This window comes from Kitasatospora sp. HUAS MG31 (genome assembly GCF_040571325.1).
GTDB classification, from domain to species: domain Bacteria; phylum Actinomycetota; class Actinomycetes; order Streptomycetales; family Streptomycetaceae; genus Kitasatospora; species Kitasatospora camelliae.
Window position 1 is genome coordinate 1682240 of the sequence record NZ_CP159872.1, and the last position, 24670, is coordinate 1706909.

General features: G+C 71.2%; 20 protein-coding genes, 1 rRNA gene and 1 riboswitch. Of the genes, 8 read left to right on the plus strand and 13 right to left on the minus strand.

Translation table 11 applies throughout. The features are described from left to right. Positions 1–23 precede the first annotated feature (23 nt). From ABWK59_RS07925 to ABWK59_RS07940, 4 genes are all read right to left on the minus strand, one after another. Positions 24–1545: ribosomal RNA gene (locus tag ABWK59_RS07925) — 16S ribosomal RNA — on the minus strand. A gap of 529 nt (positions 1546–2074) precedes the next feature. Next, positions 2075–3145, minus strand: coding sequence for a threonine aldolase family protein (locus tag ABWK59_RS07930; RefSeq protein ID WP_354644860.1), 1071 nt, complete (start codon positions 3143–3145; stop codon positions 2075–2077). Continuing rightward, entirely contained in the window at positions 3142–3891 is a 750-nt protein-coding gene (locus ABWK59_RS07935) for an SDR family NAD(P)-dependent oxidoreductase (protein ID WP_354639088.1), read from the minus strand. The genes ABWK59_RS07930 and ABWK59_RS07935 overlap by 4 nt, the downstream gene beginning before the upstream one ends. Further along, the gene (locus tag ABWK59_RS07940) at positions 3888–5285 is read right to left on the minus strand and encodes a DUF6421 family protein (protein ID WP_354639089.1); all 1398 of its coding nucleotides are present in this window, start codon (positions 5283–5285) and stop codon (positions 3888–3890) included. Before ABWK59_RS07940 ends, ABWK59_RS07935 begins: the two co-directional genes overlap by 4 nt. Before the next feature lie 334 nt (positions 5286–5619). Here ABWK59_RS07940 and ABWK59_RS07945 point away from each other — a divergent pair, with 334 nt between their 5' ends. After that, a complete protein-coding gene (locus tag ABWK59_RS07945; protein WP_354639091.1) occupies positions 5620–6288 on the plus strand; it encodes a DUF5134 domain-containing protein in 669 nt (222 codons plus the stop codon). A 193-nt stretch (positions 6289–6481) separates the two neighbouring features. Continuing rightward, positions 6482–7456, plus strand: a complete 975-nt coding sequence (locus ABWK59_RS07950; RefSeq protein WP_354639093.1) for a M56 family metallopeptidase — start codon at positions 6482–6484, stop codon at positions 7454–7456. Between the two features lie 86 nt (positions 7457–7542). Here ABWK59_RS07950 and ABWK59_RS07955 read toward each other — a convergent pair whose 3' ends face one another. Next, positions 7543–7959: a MarR family winged helix-turn-helix transcriptional regulator gene (locus ABWK59_RS07955; RefSeq protein WP_354639094.1), complete on the minus strand. Its 417-nt coding sequence runs from the start codon at positions 7957–7959 to the stop codon at positions 7543–7545. An 87-nt stretch (positions 7960–8046) separates the two neighbouring features. On the opposite strand from ABWK59_RS07955, the gene ABWK59_RS07960 reads away from it, so the two are divergent. Beyond that, on the plus strand, positions 8047–9552 hold the full coding sequence (locus tag ABWK59_RS07960; protein ID WP_354639096.1) for an MFS transporter: 1506 nt from the start codon (positions 8047–8049) through the stop codon (positions 9550–9552). Between the two features lie 230 nt (positions 9553–9782). Next, positions 9783–10388, plus strand: a complete 606-nt coding sequence (locus ABWK59_RS07965) for a TetR/AcrR family transcriptional regulator (protein ID WP_354639098.1) — start codon at positions 9783–9785, stop codon at positions 10386–10388. A 22-nt stretch (positions 10389–10410) separates the two neighbouring features. Here ABWK59_RS07965 and ABWK59_RS07970 read toward each other — a convergent pair whose 3' ends face one another. Beyond that, positions 10411–11274, minus strand: a complete 864-nt coding sequence (locus ABWK59_RS07970; protein WP_354639100.1) for a helix-turn-helix domain-containing protein — start codon at positions 11272–11274, stop codon at positions 10411–10413. Between the two features lie 417 nt (positions 11275–11691). Between ABWK59_RS07970 and ABWK59_RS07975 the strand changes: the two genes are divergently transcribed. Beyond that, on the plus strand, positions 11692–12210 hold the full coding sequence (locus ABWK59_RS07975) for an ATP-binding protein (RefSeq protein ID WP_354639102.1): 519 nt from the start codon (positions 11692–11694) through the stop codon (positions 12208–12210). 169 nt (positions 12211–12379) lie between these two features. Here the strand turns inward: ABWK59_RS07975 and ABWK59_RS07980 are convergent, their stop codons facing one another. After that, the gene (locus ABWK59_RS07980) at positions 12380–12616 is read right to left on the minus strand and encodes a DUF397 domain-containing protein (protein ID WP_354639104.1); all 237 of its coding nucleotides are present in this window, start codon (positions 12614–12616) and stop codon (positions 12380–12382) included. A gap of 339 nt (positions 12617–12955) precedes the next feature. Here ABWK59_RS07980 and ABWK59_RS07985 point away from each other — a divergent pair, with 339 nt between their 5' ends. Then, complete coding sequence (locus tag ABWK59_RS07985) at positions 12956–13819, plus strand: hypothetical protein (RefSeq protein WP_354639106.1); 864 nt, start codon at positions 12956–12958, stop codon at positions 13817–13819. Positions 13820–14006: 187 nt separating this feature from the next. Here the strand turns inward: ABWK59_RS07985 and ABWK59_RS07990 are convergent, their stop codons facing one another. Continuing rightward, a complete protein-coding gene (locus ABWK59_RS07990) occupies positions 14007–15839 on the minus strand; it encodes a hypothetical protein (protein ID WP_354639108.1) in 1833 nt (610 codons plus the stop codon). A gap of 490 nt (positions 15840–16329) precedes the next feature. Continuing rightward, a riboswitch (cyclic di-AMP (ydaO/yuaA leader) is annotated at positions 16330–16495 on the plus strand. Between the two features lie 7 nt (positions 16496–16502). Between ABWK59_RS07990 and ABWK59_RS07995 the strand changes: the two genes are divergently transcribed. Both ABWK59_RS07995 and ABWK59_RS08000 read left to right on the plus strand, forming a co-directional pair. Then, positions 16503–17684: a transglycosylase family protein gene (locus ABWK59_RS07995; protein WP_354639110.1), complete on the plus strand. Its 1182-nt coding sequence runs from the start codon at positions 16503–16505 to the stop codon at positions 17682–17684. 259 nt (positions 17685–17943) lie between these two features. Beyond that, positions 17944–18144 (plus strand): hypothetical protein, encoded by a 201-nt coding sequence (locus tag ABWK59_RS08000; protein WP_354639111.1) that lies wholly within the window; start codon positions 17944–17946, stop codon positions 18142–18144. Between the two features lie 161 nt (positions 18145–18305). On the opposite strand, the gene ABWK59_RS08005 is transcribed toward ABWK59_RS08000, so the two are convergent. The 5 genes from ABWK59_RS08005 to ABWK59_RS08025 all read right to left on the minus strand — a co-directional run bounded on the left by ABWK59_RS08005 (position 18306) and on the right by ABWK59_RS08025 (position 24464). After that, positions 18306–19352, minus strand: coding sequence for a LacI family DNA-binding transcriptional regulator (locus tag ABWK59_RS08005; protein WP_354639112.1), 1047 nt, complete (start codon positions 19350–19352; stop codon positions 18306–18308). A gap of 1 nt (position 19353) precedes the next feature. After that, positions 19354–21060: a glycoside hydrolase family 13 protein gene (locus ABWK59_RS08010; RefSeq protein ID WP_354639113.1), complete on the minus strand. Its 1707-nt coding sequence runs from the start codon at positions 21058–21060 to the stop codon at positions 19354–19356. A gap of 53 nt (positions 21061–21113) precedes the next feature. Then, positions 21114–22013, minus strand: coding sequence for a sugar ABC transporter permease (locus ABWK59_RS08015; protein WP_354644861.1), 900 nt, complete (start codon positions 22011–22013; stop codon positions 21114–21116). A 53-nt stretch (positions 22014–22066) separates the two neighbouring features. Continuing rightward, complete coding sequence (locus ABWK59_RS08020; protein ID WP_354639115.1) at positions 22067–23068, minus strand: carbohydrate ABC transporter permease; 1002 nt, start codon at positions 23066–23068, stop codon at positions 22067–22069. 112 nt (positions 23069–23180) lie between these two features. After that, entirely contained in the window at positions 23181–24464 is a 1284-nt protein-coding gene (locus ABWK59_RS08025) for an extracellular solute-binding protein (RefSeq protein ID WP_354639117.1), read from the minus strand. Between the last annotated feature and the right edge of the window lie 206 nt (positions 24465–24670).

The window sequence follows — 24670 nt, forward strand, 5'->3', positions numbered from 1 at the left end:
GCAGTCGGCCATGTGCTCCTTAGAAAGGAGGTGATCCAGCCGCACCTTCCGGTACGGCTACCTTGTTACGACTTCGTCCCAATCGCTGGTCCCACCTTCGACGGCTCCCTCCCAAGGGTTAGGCCACCGGCTTCGGGTGTTACCGACTTTCGTGACGTGACGGGCGGTGTGTACAAGGCCCGGGAACGTATTCACCGCAGCATGCTGATCTGCGATTACTAGCAACTCCAACTTCATGGGGTCGAGTTGCAGACCCCAATCCGAACTGAGGCCGGCTTTTTGGGATTCGCTCCGCCTCGCGGCATCGCAGCCCTTTGTACCGACCATTGTAGCACGTGTGCAGCCCAAGACATAAGGGGCATGATGATTTGACGTCGTCCCCACCTTCCTCCGAGTTGACCCCGGCAGTCTCCTGTGAGTCCCCATCACCCCGAAAGGCATGCTGGCAACACAGAACAAGGGTTGCGCTCGTTGCGGGACTTAACCCAACATCTCACGACACGAGCTGACGACAACCATGCACCACCTGTACACCGACCACAAGGGGGCGCCCATCTCTGGACGTTTCCGGCGTATGTCAAGCCTTGGTAAGGTTCTTCGCGTTGCGTCGAATTAAGCCACATGCTCCGCTGCTTGTGCGGGCCCCCGTCAATTCCTTTGAGTTTTAGCCTTGCGGCCGTACTCCCCAGGCGGGGAACTTAATGCGTTAGCTGCGGCACCGACGACGTGGAATGTCGCCAACACCTAGTTCCCAACGTTTACGGCGTGGACTACCAGGGTATCTAATCCTGTTCGCTCCCCACGCTTTCGCTCCTCAGCGTCAGTAATGGCCCAGAGATCCGCCTTCGCCACCGGTGTTCCTCCTGATATCTGCGCATTTCACCGCTACACCAGGAATTCCGATCTCCCCTACCACACTCTAGCCTGCCCGTATCGAATGCAGACCCGGGGTTAAGCCCCGGGCTTTCACATCCGACGCGACAGGCCGCCTACGAGCTCTTTACGCCCAATAATTCCGGACAACGCTCGCACCCTACGTATTACCGCGGCTGCTGGCACGTAGTTAGCCGGTGCTTCTTCTGCAGGTACCGTCACTTGCGCTTCTTCCCTGCTGAAAGAGGTTTACAACCCGAAGGCCGTCATCCCTCACGCGGCGTCGCTGCATCAGGCTTTCGCCCATTGTGCAATATTCCCCACTGCTGCCTCCCGTAGGAGTCTGGGCCGTGTCTCAGTCCCAGTGTGGCCGGTCGCCCTCTCAGGCCGGCTACCCGTCGTCGCCTTGGTGGGCCGTTACCCCACCAACAAGCTGATAGGCCGCGGGATCATCCTGCACCGCCGGAGCTTTCCACCCACCCCCATGCAGGAGCAGGTCATATCCGGTATTAGACCTCGTTTCCAAGGCTTGTCCCAGAGTGCAGGGCAGATTTCCCACGTGTTACTCACCCGTTCGCCACTGATCCACCCCGAAGGGCTTCACCGTTCGACTTGCATGTGTTAAGCACGCCGCCAGCGTTCGTCCTGAGCCAGGATCAAACTCTCCGTGAATGTCAACCCGTCATCGGGTTCCCACTCGCGGAAGAGCGGCACGGCAACCACCGGAATAAGGTGATCCCGCGCACTGCGTCCTCGCTAGTGTTATTTCAAAAGGAATCTCCAACAAGACCATGACGGCCTCGCCGGGGATGTCAACATATCTGGCGTTGACTTTTGGCACGCTGTTGAGTTCTCAAGGAACGGACGCTTCCTTCGGACCGCCTTCCAGCGGGCCCTCCGGGCGCTTCGTTCTTTCGTGTTTCCAGCTTATCAGATGTTTTCCGCTCCGTTTTCCGGAGTTTCATTCATCCGCTTCGCTTTCGCCTTTCGGCGCTCCCGAACTCTACCAGAGTTCTTCCGGCGGTTTTCCCGCTCGAGGTTCGAACTCCGATCGGAATTCGAAAAGCGGGCCACCCGGCCGTGGGGCAACCCGGAGAACGTTACACACCGGACCGCCCGGGGTCAAAACGCCCCCGCCCGGAGTCCCGGACGGGGGCGATCGACGCGTCAGGCGCGGACTGCGGTGTCACGGACCGCGGCGTCAGCCGCGGCCCATCTCCTCCACGATCGCGGCCGCGAAGGAGTCGATGTCGGCCTCCGAGGTGTCGAAGGCGGCCATCCAGCGCACCTCGCCGGTGTGCTCGTCCCAGAAGTAGAAGCGGTAGCGCTTCTGCAGCCGCTCGCTGACCTCGCGCGGCAGGATCGCGAACACGGCGTTCGCCTGCACGGGACGGACGATGCTGACGCCCTCGATCCCGCGGACGGCCGTCTCCAGGCGCTTGGCCATGGCGTTGGCGTGGCCGGCGTTGCGCAGCCAGAGGTCGCCGGTGAGCAGCGCCTCGAACTGGACCGAGACGAAGCGCATCTTCGACGCGAGCTGCATCGACATCTTGCGCAGGAACTTGATGTCCCGGACCCGGTCGGGGTTGAGGACGACCACGGCCTCGCCGAACAGCAGGCCGTTCTTGGTGCCGCCGAAGGACAGCACGTCGACGCCGGCGTCCGTGGTGAAGGCGCGGAACGGCAGGCCGAGGGAGGCGGCCGCGTTGGCGAGCCGGGAGCCGTCCATGTGGACGAGCATGCCGCGCTCGTGCGCGTGGTCGCAGATCGCCTTGACCTCGTCGGCCGTGTAGACGGTGCCGAGCTCGGTGCTCTGGGTGATCGAGACGGCGAGCGGCTGGGCGCGGTGCTCGTCGCCCCAGCCCCAGGCCTGCTGGTCGATGAGCTCGGGGGTGAGCTTGCCGTCCGGGGTGGGGACGGTGAGCAGCTTGATGCCCGCCATCTTCTCGGGTGCACCGCACTCGTCCACGTTGATGTGGGCGGACTCGGCGGCGATCACCGCTCCCCAGCGCGGCAGCAGGGCCTGCAGGGAGACCACGTTGGCGCCGGTGCCGTTGAAGACCGGGTAGGCCTCCGCCTTCTCGCCGAAGTGCTTGCGGAAGACGGTCTGGAGGTGCTCGGTGTACTGGTCCTCGCCGTAGGCGACCTGGTGGCCGTCGTTGGCGAGGGCTATCGCGGCGAGGATCTCGGGGTGGACGCCGGCGTAGTTGTCGCTGGCGAAGCCGCGTACCGCGGGGTCGTGGCGGCGTACGGCGTCCGTACCGGGGGTCATCGGGCTGTCAGCCACAGGTGCTGTCCGTTCAGTTCTGCTGCGGGGCGGTCCCAGAGGCCCGCCAGGGTGTCGGCCAGGTCGGCGGTGTCGGTGAAACCGGCGAACTTGGCCTCCGGCTTCTCGGCGCGCATCTCCGGGGAGACCAGGGCCTTGATCACCAGGATGGCAGCCGCGGCGGTGGGCGTGCCGTCCCCGGCGGTGGTCTCCTTCACGAAGGAGTCCGCCATGGCGAGCGTCCAGGCCTCGGTGGCGGCCTTGGCGGCCGCGTAGGCGGCGCCGCCCGCGGTGGGCTTGTGCGCGGCGGCGGCCGAGACCATGGCGTAGCGGCCGGCCTCGCTGCGGACCAGCGCGGGCTGGAAGGCGAGCGAGGTGTGCTGCAGGGTGCGGACGACGGTGTCGTGCAGGAAGTCCCAGTCGTCGATCCGGGAGTCGAAGAAGGTCTTGCTGCCGCGCCAGCCGCCGACCAGGTGGAACAGGCCGTCGACGTGGCCGTGCTCGGCCTCCAGGTGGTCGGCCCAGTCGTGGACCTCCTGCGGGTCGAGGAGGTCGATGACCTGGCCGCTGACCTTGGCGCCGCGGACGTCGGTGCGCACGGAGTCGAGGGCGGCGTCGAGGCGCTGCTGGTCGATGTCGGCGCCGATCACGGTGGCGCCGGCGGCGGCGAGGCGGCGCAGGGTGGCGCGTCCGGCGGGACCGCTGGCCCCGGCGACGGCGATGACCTTGCCGGCGAGGTTGTCGGTGCTCACGCGGCGACCCCCTGGACGTTCGCGCCGGTGATGCCCTTGGTGCTGGCGATGACGCCGCTCAGCTTCTTGGACAGCGCCTCGAAGAACATGCTCAGCGGGAACTCGTCCGGCAGGACGGCGTCGCAGAGCGCCTTGCGCAGCGCCTTGTCGTCGGCGATGTCCAGCGGCAGCGCCTCGGTGCCCTTGGCCCAGGTGGAGGCGGGGTGCGGGGTGAGGTACTTGGAGACCAGCTGGTACGCGGCGATCCAGTGCGCGGTCTTCGGGCGGTCGATGCCCTCGCGGTAGAGGGTCTCGATCTCGGCGCAGAGCTCGTTGGTGACGTCGGCGACCCGGTCCCAGTCGATCGAGAGCCGGTTGTCGCGCCAGCGCAGCGCGTCGTTCTTGTGGAGGTAGGCGAAGAGCAGCTGGCCGCCCATGCCGTCGTAGTTGCGGACGCGGTCGCCGCTGACCGGGAAGCGGAACATCCGGTCGAAGAGGACCGCGTACTGGACGTCGCGGGCGCGCTTGTTGCCCTCGCGCTCCAGCTTCACGACCTCCTTGAAGGTGTTCAGGTCACAGCGGAGCTCCTCCAGGCCGTACATCCAGAACGGGCTGCGCTGCTTGATCATGAACGGGTCGAACGGCAGGTCGCCGTGGCTGTGGGTGCGGTCGTGGATGAGGTCCCACAGCACGAAGGTCTGCTGGGTGCGCTCCTGGTCCTCGAGGAGGCTCTGGGCGTCCTCGGGGATCTCCAGGCCGAGCTGGGTGACGGCGCTGGTGGTGACGGCGCGGAAGCGGGCGGCCTCGCGGTCGCAGAAGATCGCGCCCCAGGTGAAGCGGTCGGGCGCCTGGCGGACGGCGACGGTCTCCGGGAAGAGGACCGCGGAGTTGGTGTCGTAGCCGGCGGTGAAGTCCTCGAAGGCGATGCCGAGGTAGCCGGGGTTGTCGAAGCGGGTGCGCTCCAGCTCGGCGACCCAGTCGGGCCAGACGACCTTCAGCAGCACGGCCTCCAGGTTGCGGTCCGGGTTGCCGTTCTGGGTGTACATCGGGAAGACCACGAGGTGCTCCAGGCCGTCCTCGCGCTGCCCGGCGGGCTGGAAGGCCAGCAGGGAGTCGAGGAAGTCGGGCTCGCGGTAGCCGGTGTCGGCCCACTTGCCGAGGTCCGCCTGGACGGCGGCGAGGTACGCCGCGTCGTGGGGGAAGAGCGGGGCCAGCTCGGCGATGGCGGTGCGGACGGTGTCGACCAGCGGGTCGACCGTCTCGCGCTGGACGGCCACGAGGTCGATGGAGCCGTCCTTGGACTGCAGCGGCCGCAGGGCCTCGACGGCGTCCTTCAGGCGCTGCCAGGCGGGGTGGCCGGCCGGTGCGGCGGAGGCGTCGCCCGCCACCGCGAGCGTCGGCGAAAGATTCTGCATCAGAGACTCACTTCGACAGGACTTATTACGACAGGACCACCATAGATACGAAAGGTTCTCCTGTTCAAGGGGGGTTCGACGGGAGAGACGGGGATCATGGGGCTGTCCCGGGATCCGGACGGTCCGGCGGACGGCGTCGCGGACGGGGCGCCGTACGCCGACCATGCGCTCTCCCCCGTACGGCCGCCACCGGACGCGGGCCCCCGGGCCGGGCATCGCGCCCCCTTCCCGGGTGGACGCCTCGATGCGCCCCCGTACGCGCCCTGCTGCGCGGGCGCCCGGCCATTGATCGTGGACGGCGTAGCTCCGCACGCACCGGTCGAGAGGGGCGCCGATGCACGGACCCGCCGTCGTCACCTGGCTGCTGGCAGCGCTGGCCACGGGGTCCGCCCTGCTCTGTCTGCACCGGCTCCGGAGCCGGGCCCGGACCTGCGGGGAGGACCGCGAGGTCGACGCCGCCGAGGCGGCGATGGGGATCGGCATGGCAGGCATGGCGCTGCTGCCGGGGGTGGCCTGGGGCTGGCTGTTCGCGGTGCTGGCGGGAGTCCTGCTGCTGGGTGCGGTAGGACCAGGGACGGCGGGGCCGCGCGGGCACCGGCTGCACCACGGCGTCGGGGCGCTGGCCATGGCGTACATGGCGCTGGCCATGGCGGGTGGAGGCGGCCCCCGGACGGGCGGCGCCGACCAGGCCGCCGGGGTCGCCGCGTCAGCCGCCTCCGCTGCGACTGCCGCCTCCGCCGGGCCCGCCGGAGTGGCGGCCGTGCCGGCGCACCTGCACCACGCCGCTCCGGCCGGGCTGCCGCTGCTGACCGGGCTGCTGCTGGCGTACTTCGGCGGCTACGCGCTCTGGGCGGGGAGCCGCCTGCTCGCCGGGCCGGGCGGTCATGGCGCGGCGGGTGTCCCCTCCTTCCCGGCGGTCCGGGTCCCGGCCGCGGAGCAGCTCGGGCAGGCCTGCCGGGCGGCGATGGGGATCGGGATGTTCGCGATGCTGCTGACCATGTGAGGCGACGGCCGCGGAGACCGGGTGGATGCGGCAGTGCCGGCACCTCGATCGGCCCGCGGGGCAGGGTTGACGGGTCGTCGGGGCGTGGTGTTGGTCACTGGCCCGCGGAACCCGTTCCGCGGGGCGCCGGGGCGGCATAGGTTGGGGGCAGCGCACCGCCGCGCCTCGATCCTCCTCGGGGGGAATCCCTGCCATGACGGCCCTGCTGAGCCTGCTGCTGCTCGGAACGCTGCTCTCCACCGCGGTGCCCGGCCGGCTGGCCCGCGCCCGCTGGGCCGAGCGTGAACCGGTGCTGGCCCTGTGCGCCTGGCAGTGCCTGGTGGTCGCCGTCCTGCTCTGTTGCGTGCTCAGCCTGCTGCTGGCGAGCGCCGCCGCGCTGCCCGGCCTGCGGGCGCTGCTCTTCCAGGGCGCGCCGCAGGGGGTGGAGGAGGCGTACGGGCTGGCCGGGGCCGAGGGCTGGGGCCGGCTGTCGGCGGCCGTCCTGGCGGCGGGCGGGATCTGGACGGCGCTGTCGCTGGCCCGCGAGGTCCGTTCGGCCCGGGCGCTGCGCGGCCGGCGGAACGCCCAACTCGACCATCGTGCACCTGAGTTGCCGAAGGAACTGGCGGGCGCGGCGGGTGCCGCGCCGCAGTGGCCCCGGGCGGCCCGGGAGCGGCTGGTGGTGCTGGAGAACGTCCGTCCCGAGGCCTGGTCGGTGCCGGGCCCCGGGGCGCGACTGGTGGTCACCACCGGGGCGCTGCAGCAGCTGAGCGACCGGGAGCTGGCGGCGGTGCTCAGCCATGAGCGCGGGCACGTCCGGGCGCGGCACCACTGGCTGCTGCAGTGTGCGGAGGCGCTGGCGGGCGGCTTCCCCGGGGTGGAGGTGTTCGCCGCGTTCCGGGACCAGGTGGGCGAGCTGGTGGAGCTGGCGGCGGACGACCGGGCCGCGCGGCGGCACGGACGGGTGACCACCGCGCTGGCGCTGGTCGAACTCAACAGCGGGCGCGGGGTGTTCGGCCCCTGCCGGCCCGGGCACCTCGCCCAGTCGCCGCGCCGGGTCGACCGTCTGCTGGCCGGCGAGCCCCGGCTCTCGGTGGCCCGCCGTCTCCAGTTCACGCTCGCCGCGGTGGCGGCTCCCGCCGCGGCCCTCCTGCTCGCCGCGGCCCCGGGCCTGACGGCTCTGACCTGAGTAGCCCTCCCGCCTGAGAGCCCGCTGACCCGAGAGCCTGCTGACCTGAGAGCCCTCCGGCCGGACGGACCCGCCGCAGCGCGGGGCTACGCCTCGCCGAGCGTCCGCGCCAGGATCTCCCGGTGGACCGGCTGAGCCTCCCGGTACCGGGCGCGGCCCTCCTCGGTCAGCTGGACGTAGATCCCCCGGCGGTCCAGCTCGCACATGGCGCGCACCACCAGCCCGGCCTTCTCCAGCCGCCCGATCAGCCGGGACAGCGCGCTCTGGCTGAGGTGCACGGTGCACGCCAGGTCCTGCACCCGCGGTTTCAGGGACTGCCCGGGCTCCGCCTGCTCCTCGTGCTCCCGGAGCCGTTCCAGCACCTCGAACTCGCTCATGCCCAGGCCGAACCGCTCCCCCAGCTCGCGGTCGAGCGCGCAGGTGGCGGCCGCGTGGCGGGCCAGCAGGGAGCGCCACTCGGAGACGAGGGCCGCGTCGGGCGCGGCGTCGACGGGTTCGGTCACGGCGCCACACTACCACATGCCCGGACATCTATTGCACCCACATTAAATCCACTTGCATTGGATGCACATGCATGTACTGTACTGCCCATGACCACAGCCACGACCCCCTCCACCCCTCCCCTCGCATCTGACGATCCGTCACATTCCTTGCGCTGGAGCCCCCGTCTCTGGGGCACCCTGGTCGTCCTCTGCGCCGCGATGTTCCTCGACGCCCTCGACGTCTCGATGGTCGGCGTCGCCCTGCCCTCCATCGGCGCCGAGCTCGGCCTCTCCACCTCCGCCCTGCAGTGGGTGGTCAGCGGGTACGTGCTGGGCTACGGCGGTCTGCTGCTGCTCGGCGGACGGGCGGCGGACCTGCTGGGCCGCCGCCGGGTGTTCCTGGTGGCGCTGGGCGTGTTCGCGGCCGCCTCGCTGCTCGGCGGCCTGGTCGACAGCGGCCCGCTGCTGATCGCGACCCGCTTCCTCAAGGGCGTCAGCGCGGCGTTCACCGCCCCGGCGGGCCTGTCCATCATCACCACGACCTTCGCCGAGGGCCCGGCCCGCAACCGGGCACTGTCCATCTACACCACCTGCGGCGCCAGCGGGTTCTCGCTCGGCCTGGTGCTCAGCGGCCTGCTCACCTCGGCCGGCTGGCGGTGGACCTTCCTGATGCCCGTCCCGGTCGCCCTGATCGCGCTCGCCTTCGCCGCCCGGCTGCTCCCCCGCCAGGCCGCCCCGGAGCGCGGCGCCGGCGGGTACGACGTGGCCGGCGCGATCACCGGCACCGGTGCGCTGCTCCTGCTGGTGTTCACGGTGACCGAGGCCCAGGGCGCCGGCTGGGCGAGCCTGCGCACCCTCGGCTCGCTGGCCGTGGTCGCCGTGCTGGCGACTGCGTTCCTGGTGATCGAATCGCGCACCGCGCACCCGCTGGTCCGGCTCGGGATCTTCCGCAACGGCGGCGTCAGCCGGGCCAACCTCACCGCGGCCACCATCTTCGGCTCCTACGCGGGCTTCCAGTTCATCGTCACCCTCTACCTCCAGCGGCTGCTCGACTGGTCGGCCCTGGAGATGGCGCTCGGCCTGCTCCCGGCGGGCGCCCTGGTCGCCCTGTCGGCGACCCGGATGGGCGCGATCGTCGACCGGTTCGGCACCAACCGGCTGCTGGTGATCGGCGTCACCGCGCTCACCGCGGGGTACGCGCTGTTCCTGCGGCTGGACGAGCACAGCAGCTACGTCGGCCTGGTGCTGCCCAGCATGGTCCTGCTCGGGATCGGCTTCGCGCTGGCCTTCCCCTCCGTCAACATCGCCGCCACCAGCGGGGTCGCGGACGAGGAGCAGGGGCTGGCCTCGGGTCTGGTCAACACCGCCTTCCAGGTGGGCAGTGCGGTGGTGCTGGCGGTGACCACGGCGGTGATCACCGCGGGCAGCGACGGCGGTGAGACCCCGGCGGCCCAGCTGGACGGCTACCGGCCGGCCCTGCTGCTGGTGACCGGGGTGGCCCTGGCCGGCCTGCTGGTGACGGTGGTCGGCGCCGTGGTCGAGCGCCGCCGCCGGGAGCCCGCGCCGGTGCCGGACTACCGCTACGAGCGGGCCGAGGAGCTGGTGAAGGGCTGAACCGCGGCACCCCGGCGGGCGACCCCTCGCCGACGGGTCGGGCCCGTCTCCACCAAACCCCCGTGTTGGTGGAGCCGGGCCCTTCCGTACCGCGCCGTTCACGGCCCGGACCTGGGATGTTCTCAGGTACGGCCGTACGTCGGGCGAACCCGGACAGTATATTGGCCGGGAGCCAACGAACGTACGGAGCAGACACGATGGCACCTCGCGGGGAATCGGTCAATGAGGAGATGCGCGAACGCTCCCGCCGCCGCCTCATGCGGGCCACCGTGGAACTCGTGGACCAGTGCGGATACGCCGGCACCACGCTGGGCGACATAGCCGAGCGGGCCGGTCTGGCCCGCGGTCTCGTCTCCTACTACTTCGACGGCAAACGGCTGTTGATGCAGTCGGCCACCCACCGGCTGATGCACCTGACGCTCGACGCCGCCCTGGCGGAGCTGCCGGCCGGCTCCTCGCCGGACGCCCGGCTGGCCCGGGCCATCGACGCCGTCCTGCTGCTGGCCATGGAGCACCCGCGGGTGATGCGCTCGCACTTGGCGCTGATCCTCGACCCGGACGTCGGCGCCTTCATCCAGGACCCGGAGCAGCAGCGGCTGGGGGCGATCCTGCGCGGACTGCTCAGCGACTGGGGCGCCCCAGACCCGGCGGCCGAGCACGCCGTGCTGCGCAGTGCGCTGATGGGCGGGTGCATCGGCGTCCTGCTGCCGGGGGCGGCGACCCCGCTGCCGCCGATCCGGGCCGACCTGTTCGCCCGGTACGCACTCCCCTGGGAGCTGGGCGTCCCGCCGCTCCCCCGGGCGCCGGAGCGCCCGCATCCCCCGGCCAGGATCTGACCGGGGGAAATCCGACGGGCCGTCAGCCCTTGAGGATGGCGCCGAGCAGGTCGGCGGTCTGGTCCGGGGTGAGGCTGTCCACGCAGAGCCGCTCCATCACCTGCACGTACGCGTCCACGTCGTCGCGCTTGTCCAGGTAGAGGGCGCTGGTGAGCTGCTCCAGGTAGACCACGTCGGCGAGGTCCTGCTCGGGGAAGCGCAGGATCGAGAAGGCGCCGCTCTCGCCCGCGTGGGCGCCGAAGCGGAACGGCATGACCTGGATGACCACGTTGGGCCGCCGGGCCATGTCGATCAGGTGCTGGACCTGCTCGCGCATCACCTCGGGACCGCCGACCGGCCGGCGCAGCGCCGCCTCGTCGATGACCGCCCACAGCCGCGGGCCCTGCCCGTCGGTCAGCAGCTTCTGCCGGCGCATCCGGAGGTTGACCCGGCGCTCCAGCTCGGCGCCGGAGAGCACCGGGCGGCTCTGCCCGAAGATCGCCCGCGCGTAGGACTCGCACTGCAGCAGCCCGGGGATGAACTGCACCTCGTACGTCCGGATCAGGGCCGCCGCCTCCTCCAGCCCGATGTACGTCTGGAACCAGCCCGGCAGGACGTCGTTGAAACTGTGCCACCAGCCGGACTTGTTGGCCTCGCGGACCAGGCCCAGCAGCGCCTCGCGCTCCACCCCGTCGTGCACGCCGTAGAGGCTGAGCAGGTCGGCCACGTCGCGCTCCTTGAAGCTGACCCGGCCGAGCTCCATACGGCTGATCTTCGACTCGGAGGCACGGATCGCGTACCCGGCGTCCTCACGGGTGATGGCGCAGCCCTCGCGGAGCCGGCGCAGCTGGGAGCCGAGGAGGATCCGGCGCACCATCGAGCCCCCGCCGGGCTGAACTGTGGTCATGCGGTCCTAACCTCCAGCTTGTTCAAACACGGCACAGTCTGCCATCAGTTGAGCGCTCTCGGTGCCTGTACTGGCGCAACGATCTACCGGTTCTGCATCACATCCACCATCTTGCACGTGCATCCGCCTCATGCATATGCCAATAGTGCGACTGCACGTGAATCGACTCTTGCATCTGCAGTGGGCGCAGAGGACCATGGTGCACGTGCACCTGCACACCCCTTGGCAATCCCGCGGACACCGCGTCGACCCCACGCGCGACCCCGCACACCGTCCCGGCGGCGTCCCCGCGCCGCTGGGTTCTCGTGTGCGCGAGTGGGTCGTCGAGGAGGGGTCGCGCGGCCGAGCGAGTCGGAGGTGACCGGCATGACCCCGGTGGGTCCCGCCGTGTCCGCCCCCTTATGGGAGGAGCTCTTCATGAGCACCGGTACGGCACTGGCGACCGACCCGTACGTGGTCAGCTGTACCCTCGCTCCCCGCTTCGAAGCCGTGCGCACCGCACGTGAGTTCGCGAGATCCACCCTGAACGGCTGGGGGCTCGGCGAGCTCTTCGACGACGTCGCCCTGGTCGCCTCCGAGCTGGTGACCAACGCCCTCCGGCACGCCCTCGGCACCTCGCCCGACCCCGTACGGCTGCCGATACAGCCGGGTCCGCGGCAGGTCGCCGACTCCGTGCTGGCCGCCGCCCTCCCGATCCGGATAAGCCTGGTGCACCGCGCCCCGCAGGTGGTCTGCGCGGTCAGCGATCCCAGCAGCCTCGGCCCGGTCGCCCGCGAGGCCGACTTCGTCGCCGAGTCCGGCCGCGGTCTGCACCTGGTCGACTCCTTCAGCCGCTCCTGGGGCTGGCACCCGCTGGCCGGCGCCGGCAAGGTGGTGTGGGCGCTCTTCGACGCCACCTCCGAGGAGTCCGCCGGCCGGCACCGCCGGTCGGCCTGAGCCCGCTCCCCCCTGCCTGCCCACACCTGCACCTGCCTGCGAACGTCCCGCGAGCACCGGAGGCCGTCCCGCGACCGCCGACGGCGGCGGAGAAGACGCGGAGACGACAGAGGCCGCCGCGGAGCGTCAACCCTCACGACGGCCTGGAACCAGGCGGACTGACGTCGCGTCATACCGCCAGATGATCGAACTCCCCGTCCTTGGCGCCGAGCAGCATCGCGGCTATCTCGGCCCTGGTATAGACCAAGGCGGGTCCGTCCGGATAGCGCGAGTTCCGCATCGCGACCTCACCCCCGGGCAGGGCCGCGAACTCCACGCAGTTCCCCTGCGAATTGCTGTGCCGACTCTTCTGCCAGACCGCTCCGTCGAGGTCCGCAGCCGCCATGCCGTTGTACGCCTCACGCATCAGTTTCTCCCCAGGAGCGATGGCGATTACCTCACTTGACGTGATGATAACTCGGGTGCACGTGCATCAGCACGGGACACTGCGCGTGCATTTCTCTGCCAAATCGGGCCCACACGTGCATAGTTGACGACACGTAACCGGACATAGCGGCCGGAATCGCCGAGCCGGCGGTGACCGAGCGTGCCCGGCGGCCAGCGCGTTGTCGATCTTCGAACCCCTCGAATCGGCTCACGCGCAGTCACGCCGGACCCTGTGAGCCGCGTCACTCCTTTGTCACAATGCGTCCACTCCTGGGATCCGACTGCAGGCACCCCGGCCGGATGTCCTACGATCTCCGCCATGAGCACCGCAGCCATCCCGGGCGCGCCACTGCCCGTCCGCCAGCCAGGCTCCCGTGCGCGGGGGCGCCACCGCCGTCCCGAGCGCCCCGAGATCCCGGCCGGATCCCCGGCCCTGGTGCTGGCCGTGCCCGCGACCGCCGGACCGGAGACCCGTCCGATCGTGGACGAACTGCTCTCCATCGTCCGCGGCGAGCAGCCGGGCATCGAGATCACCGCCGCGTACCTGGCGAGCGAGGGGGACGACTCCCCCACCGTCGCCGGCCTGCTGGCCGCCGCCGCCGAGGCGGGCCTGCCCGCCCCCGTCCTGGTGCCGCTGCTGCCCGGCCCGCACGGCTACCTCGCCGAGCTGCAGCACCTCGCCGCCGAGAGCGGCGCCGTCCTCACCGAGGCGCTCGGCCCGCACCCCCTGCTCGCCGAGGCCGTCCACGTGCGGCTGTCCGAGGCGGGCCTGGCCCGTGCGGACCGTGCGCGCCTGTTCGCCATCACCACCGCCGCCGACGGCGTGGTGCTGACCACCGTCGGCGGTGAGGAGGCGGCCGCGGCCGCCGGGATCACCGGTGTGCTGCTCGCCGCGCGGCTCGCCGTGCCGGTGGTGGCCGCGGCGCTGGACGTGCCCGGGTCGGTGGCCGCGGCCGTCGAGCACCTCAAGGCGACCGGATCCCAGCAGCCCGCGCTGGCACCCCTGGTGATCGGCCCGGAGGCCGACGCCGAGCTGCTGGCGGCCGCCGCCGAGGAGACCGGCTGCCCGAGCGCCGCCCCGCTGGGCGCCTACCCGACCGTCGGCCAGCTGATCGCCTCCACCTACATGGCCGTCATCCCCCGGCCCCAGCCGGAGGAGCCCCCGGCCGACCAGGAAGCCTGACGGCACCGGCACCCCCAGGGCACAAACCGGCGCAACCGGTTGACCACAGGGGCGCGGGGAACTGCGCAAAACGGAGGAAGGCTCACGTAGAGCCCTCCCGTCTCGCGCAGTTCTCCCCCGGCCTTGGCGGCTGGGAGGTGCCCCCACGCGCCCCTTTCTGTGCCGACCCGGCTACCCGTGAACCCGGCTACCCCAGCCGGGAGGTCCCGGCCGCCGCCGAGGTGAACGTCAGGGCCGGCGTGACCGGCTTCCGGGGGCCGGCCGGGAGGTCCACCGGGGCGGGGGCCGCGCTGCCGGAGGCGTGGGCGATGGTGGTCGCCTCCTTCTGGCCGGGCCGCCGCAGGAGGATCCGCTTGGGTTCCCCCGCCTGCGGGTCCAGCCACACCTCCTCGCCGCCGAACTCGCAGTCCAGCACCAGGACGTCGTCCGGCTGCCCGTCCCGCGTCGCGCGGAACGCGATCCCCGCCTTGCGATACCCCGTCAGCCGGCACCGACCGATCGTCACCGGCTCTCCGGCCAGCTGGTGCTTGGCGGTGGCGACCGCGTAGTCCGACTGGCCGGCCGCGTCGATCAGCAGGCCGTCGAAGACCGTGCCCTTGTCCCGTCCGAGCGCGTGGACGGCCACTCCCCCGGCGGCGTTGCCGTACAGCACGCTCGCGGTGTAGTCGAAGTCGTTGAGGTACGCGCCGTGCTCGATGCCCCAGCCGCCGTTGTGGTACGCGGCGAACTGGGTGACGGTGTGGTGGTGTTCGGCGTTGAGCCAGACGAAGATGCCGTTCTGCAGGTTGTTGTGGGCGAGGCAGCGCTCGAAGGTCCAGACGCCCTCGCTGGTCTCGGGCCACTCGTAGCCGGAGGCGCCGGTGGCGCCCTGGACGCCGACGGCCACGCAGTCCCGGGCCACTCCGCCCTTGCCCGCGCCGAGGCTGAAGCCGGTCAGCCGGTAGGCCCGAGGGTTGGGTTCGAGCCGCGTCCGGGAGGCCACGCAGGACTCGTAGGCGATGTCGTCGGAGGGGCCCTGCGGGGTGCGGGTGTCGATCGGCCCGTCCCACCAGTAGGCGTCCTCCCAGGTGTCGTGGCTGATGCAGCTGCGGAAGGTGATGCCGTGGCTGGCGTGCGGGACGAAGGCGTGGCTGCCGGTGTCGCGGACCACCACGCCCTCGACCACCGTGCCGCGGCTGGAGCCGGCCAGCATGTGGAAGTGCAGCCCGTACCGGCCGAGGACGGCCTCGGTGACCGGGGCGCCGGCCCAGGTCTCCCTGCCGGGCTTGCGCGGGCCCATCCAGCGCAGTGCGGCGTGCCGGACGTCCGAGCGGCGGGAGCCGGTCAGGTGGACGTGGGCGCGGCCGTCGGGGGTGCCCTCGACGCGGACGCTGCGGGTCAGGTTCAGCACCTCGGCGCCGAGGGTCAGCCCGCCGCCGGCGGCGACCCGGGGGTGGGCGTACGCCAGCGGACGGTCCAGGGTGACGGTGGTGCCGTCGACCGCGGTCACGGTCCGCAGGTCGTATTGGGCGGAGAAGTCCTCTTTGTCCGGTGTGCCGGTCGGGGTGACGGCCAGTTCGTCGCCGACCTGCCAGCCGGCGGGCTCGGCGGCGAGGGCGATCGCGGTGTCCCCGGCCTTGAGGGTGTCGGCCGCGCGGACCCAGGCGGTCTTGGCGGCGCCGTCCAGCCGGAGGTAGCCGGAGCCGGTGACCCACAGGCCGGTGTCGGTGTCGACCACGGTCATCCCGCCGCCCTGGAAGCGTCGTTCGTCCACGGAGGGAAAGCGCAGGGTGTGCACCGCGGCGCCGTCAGGGGCCAGCGCGAGGATGCCGCGGACCTCGACGTTGCCGGTCGAGGCGAGGGTGATCGAGCGGTCGGGGGCGAACATCAGCGAGCCGCCGGGCTCGATCACCAGCGAACCGACCGCGGCGTCCACGTCCAGCAGGACCTTGTCGGAGATCCGCACGGCGCTCTTCGGGTCGGGCGCCCACCCCTTCCAGCCGGCCGGGTCGGACCAGGGTCGGCCGCCCGAATCCACCACGGGGGGAGGGTCGTTCGTAGGCGCTCCGGTTTCCGGAGACGCTCCGCCGGAGTGCTGGTGGACGGGTGGCGGGCCCGCCTGGGCCACCGCACCCGTGGCCGTTGTGCCCGGATCGTCCAGGTTTCGCCTGAGGAGTTCCCGGCCGCCGACGGCGGCCGCGGCACCGGTCACCCCCAGCCAGCCGAGCAGCGCACGGCGACTGACGCGGCGGCGGCTGACAGGTCGCCGATTCGGCGACTCCGACGGTCTCTCGTCATGCTCCATGATCGGAAAACCCTCCCCCGGACCGGGCATCCACCGTTTTCCTGAAGGATAGGCAGCTCCCCTCCCCACCAAGGGCTTTGCTCGATATCGGTCAAAAGCGTTCGGAATCCGTGCGTGAGGCAGATCACATCTGTTTGCAGTTTCAATCGAACGGCGTCTAACGTGCTGCCACGTTCGTGGTCACACGGACCCAGTTCGTCCGGAACGCCGAGTCCTGCCGGCGGTCGGACTGGCAGCGCTCAAAGCACCACCGGCAGGAGCGGGGGAACCAGGTAAGTCGCCCGGGAGAGGTCCACGACCGCTCCGGGGCTAGGGGTGAAGCCGTGCAGCGCACGGCCGGGCAACTCCAGCCCGAATCCGACAGCTCACCTCGCAGGCGTGGGAGAGGAACGCGTTCTCATGCTGCCCACCAGCGCCTCCAAGCGCGCCCGCCGCCTCATCGCCACCACCGGTGTGGTCGGCATCGGCCTCACGATCCCCGCCCTCGCCGCCGGTTCCGCCTCCGCCGCGGACGTCTCCACCTGGGACAAGGTCGCCCAGTGCGAGTCCAGCGGCAACTGGTCCATCAACACCGGAAACGGGTTCTACGGCGGACTCCAGTTCACCTCCAGCACCTGGGCGGCGTACGGCGGCCACGCCTACGCCCCGCAGGCCAACCAGGCCACCAAGGCCCAGCAGATATCCGTCGCCGAGAAGGTGCTGGCCTCCCAGGGCCCCGGCGCCTGGCCGGTCTGCTCGGTCAAGGCCGGTCTGACCAAGGGCGGCGCCCCCGCCCAGGTCGACACCGCCGCCCCCGCCGCCTCCCGCTCCGAGGCCCGTCCGGCCGCGCCCAAGGCCCCCGCGGCCCCGCAGCGCACCGCCCCGAAGCAGGAGGCCCCCAAGGCCGCCGCGCCCCAGGCCCAGGCCCCCAAGGCCGAGGCCCCGAAGGCGGACGAGACCTACACCGTGGTCTCCGGCGACTGGCTCTCCACCATCGCCCGCGAGCACCACGTCGAGGGCGGCTGGCAGAAGCTGTACGAGCTCAACCGGTCGATCCTGACCGAGGGCCCGGACATGATCTACCCGGGCCAGCAGCTCCACCTCGGCACCCAGGCCGTGGCCACCCCGAAGCCCGAGGCGCCCCGGCCGAGCACCACCGAGCGCTCCTCCACCGGGACCGCCAGCCGGTCCACCGTCCGCCAGAACCTGGCCAAGGCGGCCACCGCCGTCCAGAAGGCCACCGGCTCCAAGGCGGCCGCGGTCGACTTCGCGCTCTCCAAGGTCGGCCAGGCGTACGTCTACGGCGGCAGCAGCAACGGCGGCTGGGACTGCTCCGGCCTGACCCAGGCGGCCTTCCGCCAGGCCGGCATCTCGCTGCCGCGGATCGCCTCCGACCAGGCCGACTACGCGACCCGCGTCTCGCTGGACAACCTGCAGCCGGGCGACCTGCTGTTCTGGTCCAACAACGGCCGCAACTCCGGCGTCTACCACGTCGCGATCTACATCGGCGGCGGCAAGTACGTCGAGGCGGCCAACCCGCGTGCGGGCGTGAAGACCGAGACCATCGCCAACTGGGCCCCGGACTTCGCCGGCCGCGTCTGATCCGGCCGGATCCGATCCTGCCGCCGGCGGCGGTCCCCGCTCCGCCGGGCCCAGCGGCCTGGCGAGGCCGCTCAGCGCGATGGCGGGCCCGGCGAAGCGGTTCGTCGCCACCGGTTGCCTGAAGGGGCGTGTCACCCGACACGCCCCTTCGGCGTTCCCGCGCCGGCCCACCGCCTCGGCCCGGGGAAGCCCCCGGATCCCCGCCCGCGCCCGTGCCCGGCGGCATAGGCTGCCCCCACCCGTCGAACGAGGAGCCGCCATGGGCAAGGTGACCGTATCCCTGGACGCCGATCTGGCCATCGAGGTGATGCTGCAGTCCGGCACGAAGAGCCCGCAGGACGCCGTGGAGCTGATCGTCCGCGACTACCTGGCCCGCGGCCGCCGCACCGAGGCACGGACCGGCGACGCCTCCGACGCCGCCCGCCTCGACCGGCCCCGGCCGACCGCCCAGGAGGGCTGAGCCGGCGCCGCCGGAACCGACCCGTCCCCGGCCGACCGCCCAGGAGGGCTGAGCCGGCGCCGCCGGAACCGACCCGTCCCCGGACAGCGCGACGCCCCCGGAGGGGCTCTGGAACCCTCCGGGGGCGTCTGCTCGCGTGGCCGGCCGGCCCTGGGCCGCCGCTACTGGCGCGGGTTGGCGCCGGTGGAGCCGCGCATCACCAGCTCCGGCTGGAACATGAACTCCGCGCGCTGGCCCGAGTTTCCGCCGACCTCCTCCAGGAGGGCGTCGACGGCGGCGGTGGCCATCGCCTCGACCGGCTGGCGCACGGTGGTCAGCGGCGGCTCGGTGAACGCTATCAGCGGGGAGTCGTCGAACCCGACCACCGAGACGTCCTGCGGCACCGACAGCCCGCGCTGCCGGACCGCCCTTATCGCGCCCAGCGCCATCATGTCGCTGCCGCAGACGATCGCCGTGCAGCCCTTGTCGAGCAGCGCCCCGGCCGCGGCGTGCCCGCCCTCCACGCTGAACAGCGTGTGGTGGATGAGCTCCTGGGCCTCCTCGGGGGTCCGGCCGAGCAGCTCCTGCACGGCCGCCGTGAAGCCCTCGATCTTCCGCAGCACCGGGACGTACCGGCGCGGCCCGACGGCCAGGCCGATCTTCTCGTGGCCGAGTTCGGCCAGGTGCTGGACCGCCATCCACATCGCCGACCGGTCGTCCGGCGAGATGAACGGCGCGGAGATCCGGTCGCTGTACCCGTTGATGAGGACGAACGGCACCTGCCGGCCGGTCAGTTTGGCGTACCGGTCGTGGTCGGCCGTGGTGTCCGCGTGCAGGCCGGAGGCGAAGACGATGCCCGCCACCCCGCGGTCGACCAGCATGTCCACCAGCTCGTCCTCGGTGGCACCGCCGGGCGTCTGGGTGCACAGCACCGGCGTGAAGCCGTGCCGGCTCAGCACCTGCTCTATCACCTGGGCCAGCGCGGGGAAGATGGGGTTGCTCAGCTCCGGGGTGATCAGGCCGATCAGGCCCGCGCTGCGCTGGCGCAGGCGGGTTGGTCGCTCGTAGCCGAGCACGTCGAGGGCGGCCAGCACGGTCTGCCGGGTGGTCGCGGAGACCCCCGGCTTGCCGTTGAGTACGCGGCTGACGGTGGCTTCGCTGACCCCCGCCTGCGCCGCGATGTCCGAGAGTCGCGCCGTAGTCACGATCCCAGAGCCTATTGCAACCATCTCAGACCGCCCACCACGTGGTGCTGTCGGCCGGGAGCACCGTCTCCGTGTCCACCGCGACAGCATCGGTGGAGGACAGCAGGATACGGCCGGGGGTGGTGATCCGGACAGGCTCTCCGGTGACGTTCACGGTGCAGACGAACGATCCTTCGGCACTGTCCCGGCGGAAGGCCAGCACGCCCTCGGGGCTGGGCAGCCACGCGACCTCGGTGCCGGCGCCGAGCGCGGGGTGCTCGCGGCGGACGGCCAGCGCGGAGCGGTACAGCTCCAGGGTGGAGGTCGGGTCGCCGCTCTGGACCTCGACGCTCAGCCCGGCCCACTCGGCGGGCTGCGGCAGCCAGCTGGGACCGCCCGGGGTGGGGCCGAAGCCGTACGGGGCCTCGGTGCCGGACCACGGGATCGGCACCCGGCAGCCGTCGCGGTAGCCGTCCTGGCCGGCCTTGCGGAAGAAGGAGGGGTCCTGGCGGACCTCGTCCGGGAGGTCGGTGACGTCCGGCAGGCCGAGCTCCTCGCCCTGGTAGACGTACGCCGAGCCGGGCAGGGCGAGCATCAGCAGGGAGGCGGCGCGGGCGCGGCGCAGACCCAGCTCGCGGTCGCCGGGGGTGCGGATCTGGGTGCCCAGGCCGGCCGGGTTGGCGAACCGGGTGGCGTGCCGGGTGACGTCGTGGTTGGAGAGCACCCAGGTGGTGGGGGCGCCGACCGGGCGCATCGACTCCAGCGAGACGTCGATCACCTCGCGCAGCGCGGCGGCGTCCCAGTCGGTGCCCAGGTACTGGAAGTTGAAGGCCTGGTGCAGCTCGTCGGGGCGGACGTAGTTGGCGGTGCGCTGGACGGTCGGGGTCCAGGCCTCGGCGACGCCGATCCGGTCGCCCGGGTACTCGTCGAGGATCTTGCGCCAGGCGCGGTAGATGGCGTGCACGCCGTCCTGGTCGAAGAACGGCATCACGTCGTTGCCGAGCAGCTTGAGCTGGTCGGAGCCGCCGAGGTCGGGCAGGCCGGGGGCCTTGACCATGCCGTGGGCGACGTCGATCCGGAAGCCGTCCACGCCCATGTCGAGCCAGAACCGCAGGATCGAGCGGAACTCGTCGGCGACGGCCTGGTTCTCCCAGTTGAAGTCGGGCTGCTCCGGGGCGAACAGGTGCAGGTACCAGTCGCCGGGGGTGCCGTCCGGGTCGGTGGTCCGGGTCCAGGCCGGGCCGCCGAAGATGGACTCCCAGTCGTTGGGCGGCAGTTCGCCCGTCTCGCCCTTGCCGGCGCGGAAGTGGTAGCGGTCGCGCAGCGGGGAGCCGGGGCCCTCCCGCAGCGCGCGCTGGAACCACTCGTGCTGGTCGGAGGAGTGGTTGGGGACGAGGTCCACGATGATCCGCAGGCCCAGCTGGTGGGCGTCGCGGATCAGCGCGTCGGCGTCCAGCAGGGTGCCGAACATCGGGTCGACCGCCCGGTAGTCGGCGACGTCGTAGCCGGCGTCCGCCTGCGGCGAGGCGTAGAACGGGGACAGCCAGACGGCGTCCACGCCCAGGTCGCGCAGGTACGGCAGGCGACTGCGGATCCCCGGCAGGTCGCCCATGCCGTCGCCGTTCGCGTCGGCGAAGCTGCGCGGGTAGACCTGGTAGATGACAGCGTCGCGCCACCAGCCTCTGGACGTGCCGCCGTTCGTCGCGATGGGCTCGGCGGCGGGGCGGGAGGCGTCGGCCAGGTTCTGGGTCATTGAACAGTCATCCCTTGAGACTCGCGGGGAACGGATACGGGTGGGGCTTCGCGTCAGGACTTGGCCGCGCCGGCCGTGAGACCGGTGACCAGGTGGCGCTGCACCAGGTAGAAGACGAGCGCGGCGGGCAGCGCGATGAGCACGGCGGTCGCGGCCATCAGGTTCCACTGGTGGTCGTGCTCGCTGACGAACGTCTGCAGGCCGACGGCGAGCGTGTACTTGCCGGAGCTGAGCAGGAAGGTGGAGGCGAAGGCCACCTCGGCCCAGGCGGTGAGGAAGGAGTAGAAGGCGGCCACGGCCAGACCCGGGCGGGCCAGCGGCAGGATCAGCCGCCAGAAGGTGCCGAACGGGGAGAGCCCGTCGACCCGGCCGGCCTCGTCGATCTCCACCGGGATGGTGTCGAAGTAGCCCTTCAGCAGCCAGGCGCAGTACGGCACGGTGGTGCCGGCGTAGACCAGGATCAGTCCGAGGTAGCTGTCCAGCAGCTGGAGGCTGGAGAGGATGGTGTACATCGGGACGATCAGGACGGCGATCGGGAACATCTGGGTGAGCAGCAGGGTCCACATCAGCTGCCGGTGGCCGGCGAAGCGCATCCGGGAGACGGCGTAGCCGGTGCTGGCGGCGACCATGACGCCGAACAGGGTGGTGCCGGCGGCGACGATGACCGAGTTGCCGAACCAGGAGAAGAAGTCGGTCTCGTTGAGCACCTTGGTGTAGTTGGCCAGGCTGGCCTTGCCCAGGATGTTGCCGGGGTGCAGGTAGTCCATCTCGTCGGGGCCGAGCGAGACGAAGGCGATGTAGACGACCGGGAAGAGCGCGATCAGGCTCGCGGTGACCAGCGCGCCGTGCAGCAGCGCGGTCGCCAGCGGCGAGCGCTCGCCGCGGCGGCGCACCTTGGCGGTCGTGGGTGCCGCGGGGGCGGGCGCGGCGGGTCGTTCGGTGGTGACGGTCATCGGGGTCCCTGCCTCGTCGTGGTCGCCGGTCTGCGGAGCGGTGGCGGCGGTGGTCATCCGTTCGCCTGCTCGGTGCGGGCCAGCCAACGGCGGTAGAAGCTGGTGAAGACGATCAGGATGGACAGCAGCAGGACGCCGTAGGTGGCGGAGACCGCGTAGTCGCGGGGCATCTGGCCGAAGCCGAGGCGGTAGGCCCAGGTGACGAGGATCTGGGCGTCGGGGGCGCCGTTGCCGAAGAGCAGGAAGATCACCGCGAACTGGTTGAAGGTCCAGATCACGCCGAGCAGCACGACGGTGGAGCTGACGGTGCGCAGGCCCGGCAGGGTGACGTAGCGGAACTGCTGCCAGCGGGAGGCGCCGTCCATCTCCGAGGCCTCGTAGAGCTCGGCCGGGATGGACTGCAGGCCGCCGAGCAGCGAGATCATCATGAACGGCACGCCGACCCAGGTGTTGACGAGGATCGCGGCGGCCTTCTGGGCCAGCGGCTCGGAGAGCCAGGCGGGTTCGGGCAGGCCGATCGCGCCGAGCAGGCCGTTGACGGCTCCGCCGTCGGCGAGCATCAGGCGCCAGGAGAAGACGGTGACGAAGGTGGGCACGGCCCAGGGGAGGATGAGCAGCATCCGGTAGAAGCTGCGGCCGCGGATCTTCTGGTTGAGCAGCAGGGCCAGGCCCAGGCCGATCGAGTAGTGCAGGACGACGCAGAGCGCGGTCCAGACGATGGTCCAGATGAAGTGGGACCAGAAGCGGTCGTAGGAGCCCGGGCCCCAGAGGACGTCGGCGTAGTTGTGCAGGCCGACGACGTGGTAGCTGTCCGGGATCCGGTTGACGCCGATCTGGCGGCCGACGTTGAGGCTGTTGGCGTCCGTCAGGGTGTAGTAGACGCCCTGGACCAGCGGGTAGCCGACGAGGACGCCGAGGACGACGACCACCGGCGCGATCATCGCGTACGCGTACCAGTACTTGCTGAACGAGAGCTTCGCCCGCTCCACGAGGCCCGGGCGCGGTGAGCGCTCGCGGCTGCCCTGGCTGGGAGCGCCCTGCACGGCGACTGCCATTGTTGACACCTTTTCGGGAGGTCCGCCGCCTCGCGTCGGCGACTGCTGTTCCTGGGGACGGCCGGAGGCCGCCCGGCCCGCCTGTCAGGTGCGGGCCGAGCGGCTCGGGGTCTTACTTGCTGAAGCCCGGGAGGAGCTTCGCGTAGTCGACGGCGGCGGCGTCGAGGCCGGCCTTGGTGTCCGACTGGCCCTGGACGATCTTGCCCAGGTTGGTGCCGAAGGGGCCGAACAGCGAGCTGTACTCCGGCAGCTCGGGGCGCGGCTGGGCGGCGCTCAGGACGGCCTGGTAGCCGGCGATGCCCGGGTCGGCCTTGACCTCGGCGGTGTAGGCGTCGGCGCGGGTGGGCAGGGTGGAGTTCTTCAGCGCGAGGAAGGTCTGGCTCTCGGCGGAGGTGAGGAACCCGGCCAGCTTCTCGGCGGCGGCCTTGTGGGCGGCGTCGGAGCCGGCGTAGACCGAGACGTTGTGGCCGCCGGTCGGGGCGCCGGCCTTGCCGGTGGAGCCGGCCGGGACCGGGGCGACGCCGAGGTTCTTCTTGTCGGCGAAGGCGGAGCCCTTGTAGACGTTGGTGATCTCCCAGGGACCCTGGATGATCATCGCGACCTTGCCGGTGTTGAAGGCGTCCATCATGTGGGCGTAGGAGTCGGTGGTCACGTCGGCCTTGGCGGTGCCGGGCGCGGTGAACAGGGACTTGTAGGTCTCGATCGCCTTGACGGCCTCGGGGGAGTTGACCGTGACCTTCTTGCCCGCGGCGTCCACCATGTTGGTGCCCTCGCCGAACAGGAACGGCATCGCGAAGTAGCCGTCGCCGGCCCGCATGAAGAAGCCGTCGACGCCGGCCTTCTCCTTGATCTGGGCTGCGGCGGTCTTCAGCTCGTCCCAGGTGGCGGGGGCCTTGGTGATGCCGGCCTTCGCGAACAGGTCCTTGTTGTACATCAGGCCGAGGGTGTCGGTGACCAGCGGGGCGCCGTAGGTCTTGCCCTCGTACTTGGCCTGCTGGATCAGGTTCGGCTGGAAGGCGGAGACGTCGGACAGCGCGGGGGTGCCGTCCAGGGGCTCCAGGTAGCCGGCCTTGGCGAACGCGGGGGTCCAGCCGACCTCGGCGCGGAAGACGTCCGGCGCGCCCTTGGCGCCCATGGCGGTCTGCAGCTTGTTCTGCGCCTGGTCGAACGGGACGTTTTCGAAGTTGACCTTGATGTTCGGGTTCGCGGCCTCGAACTTCTTGACCAGCTCCTGGTAGTTCGGCGCCTCGTTGGTGGCGTTGGAGGTGTCCCAGTAGGTGATGGAGACCGGACCGCTGTCGCCCTTGGCGTCCGAGCCCGATCCACTGCTGCCGCAGGCCGCAAGGGTGACTGCAAGAGCCGCAACGAGTGCGGAGGCCGCGATGCCACGCCGCATGAGAACTCCTAGGAAGGTGGGGGTGCCCGAGATGGTGGAGGACGGCGCATAATGGCTGTCCCGTGCCGACTGCGCCGTTGCGGCCGTCGGGCTGGGAAGGAACGTAACAGCGGCGCCAGCCGAGCTGAAAGCCCTTGCAGCAACTTTCTGCAAGATGACGGGGATCGTTACATCCACGTGTCCTGAGGGTTGCCGGATGTTGCCGG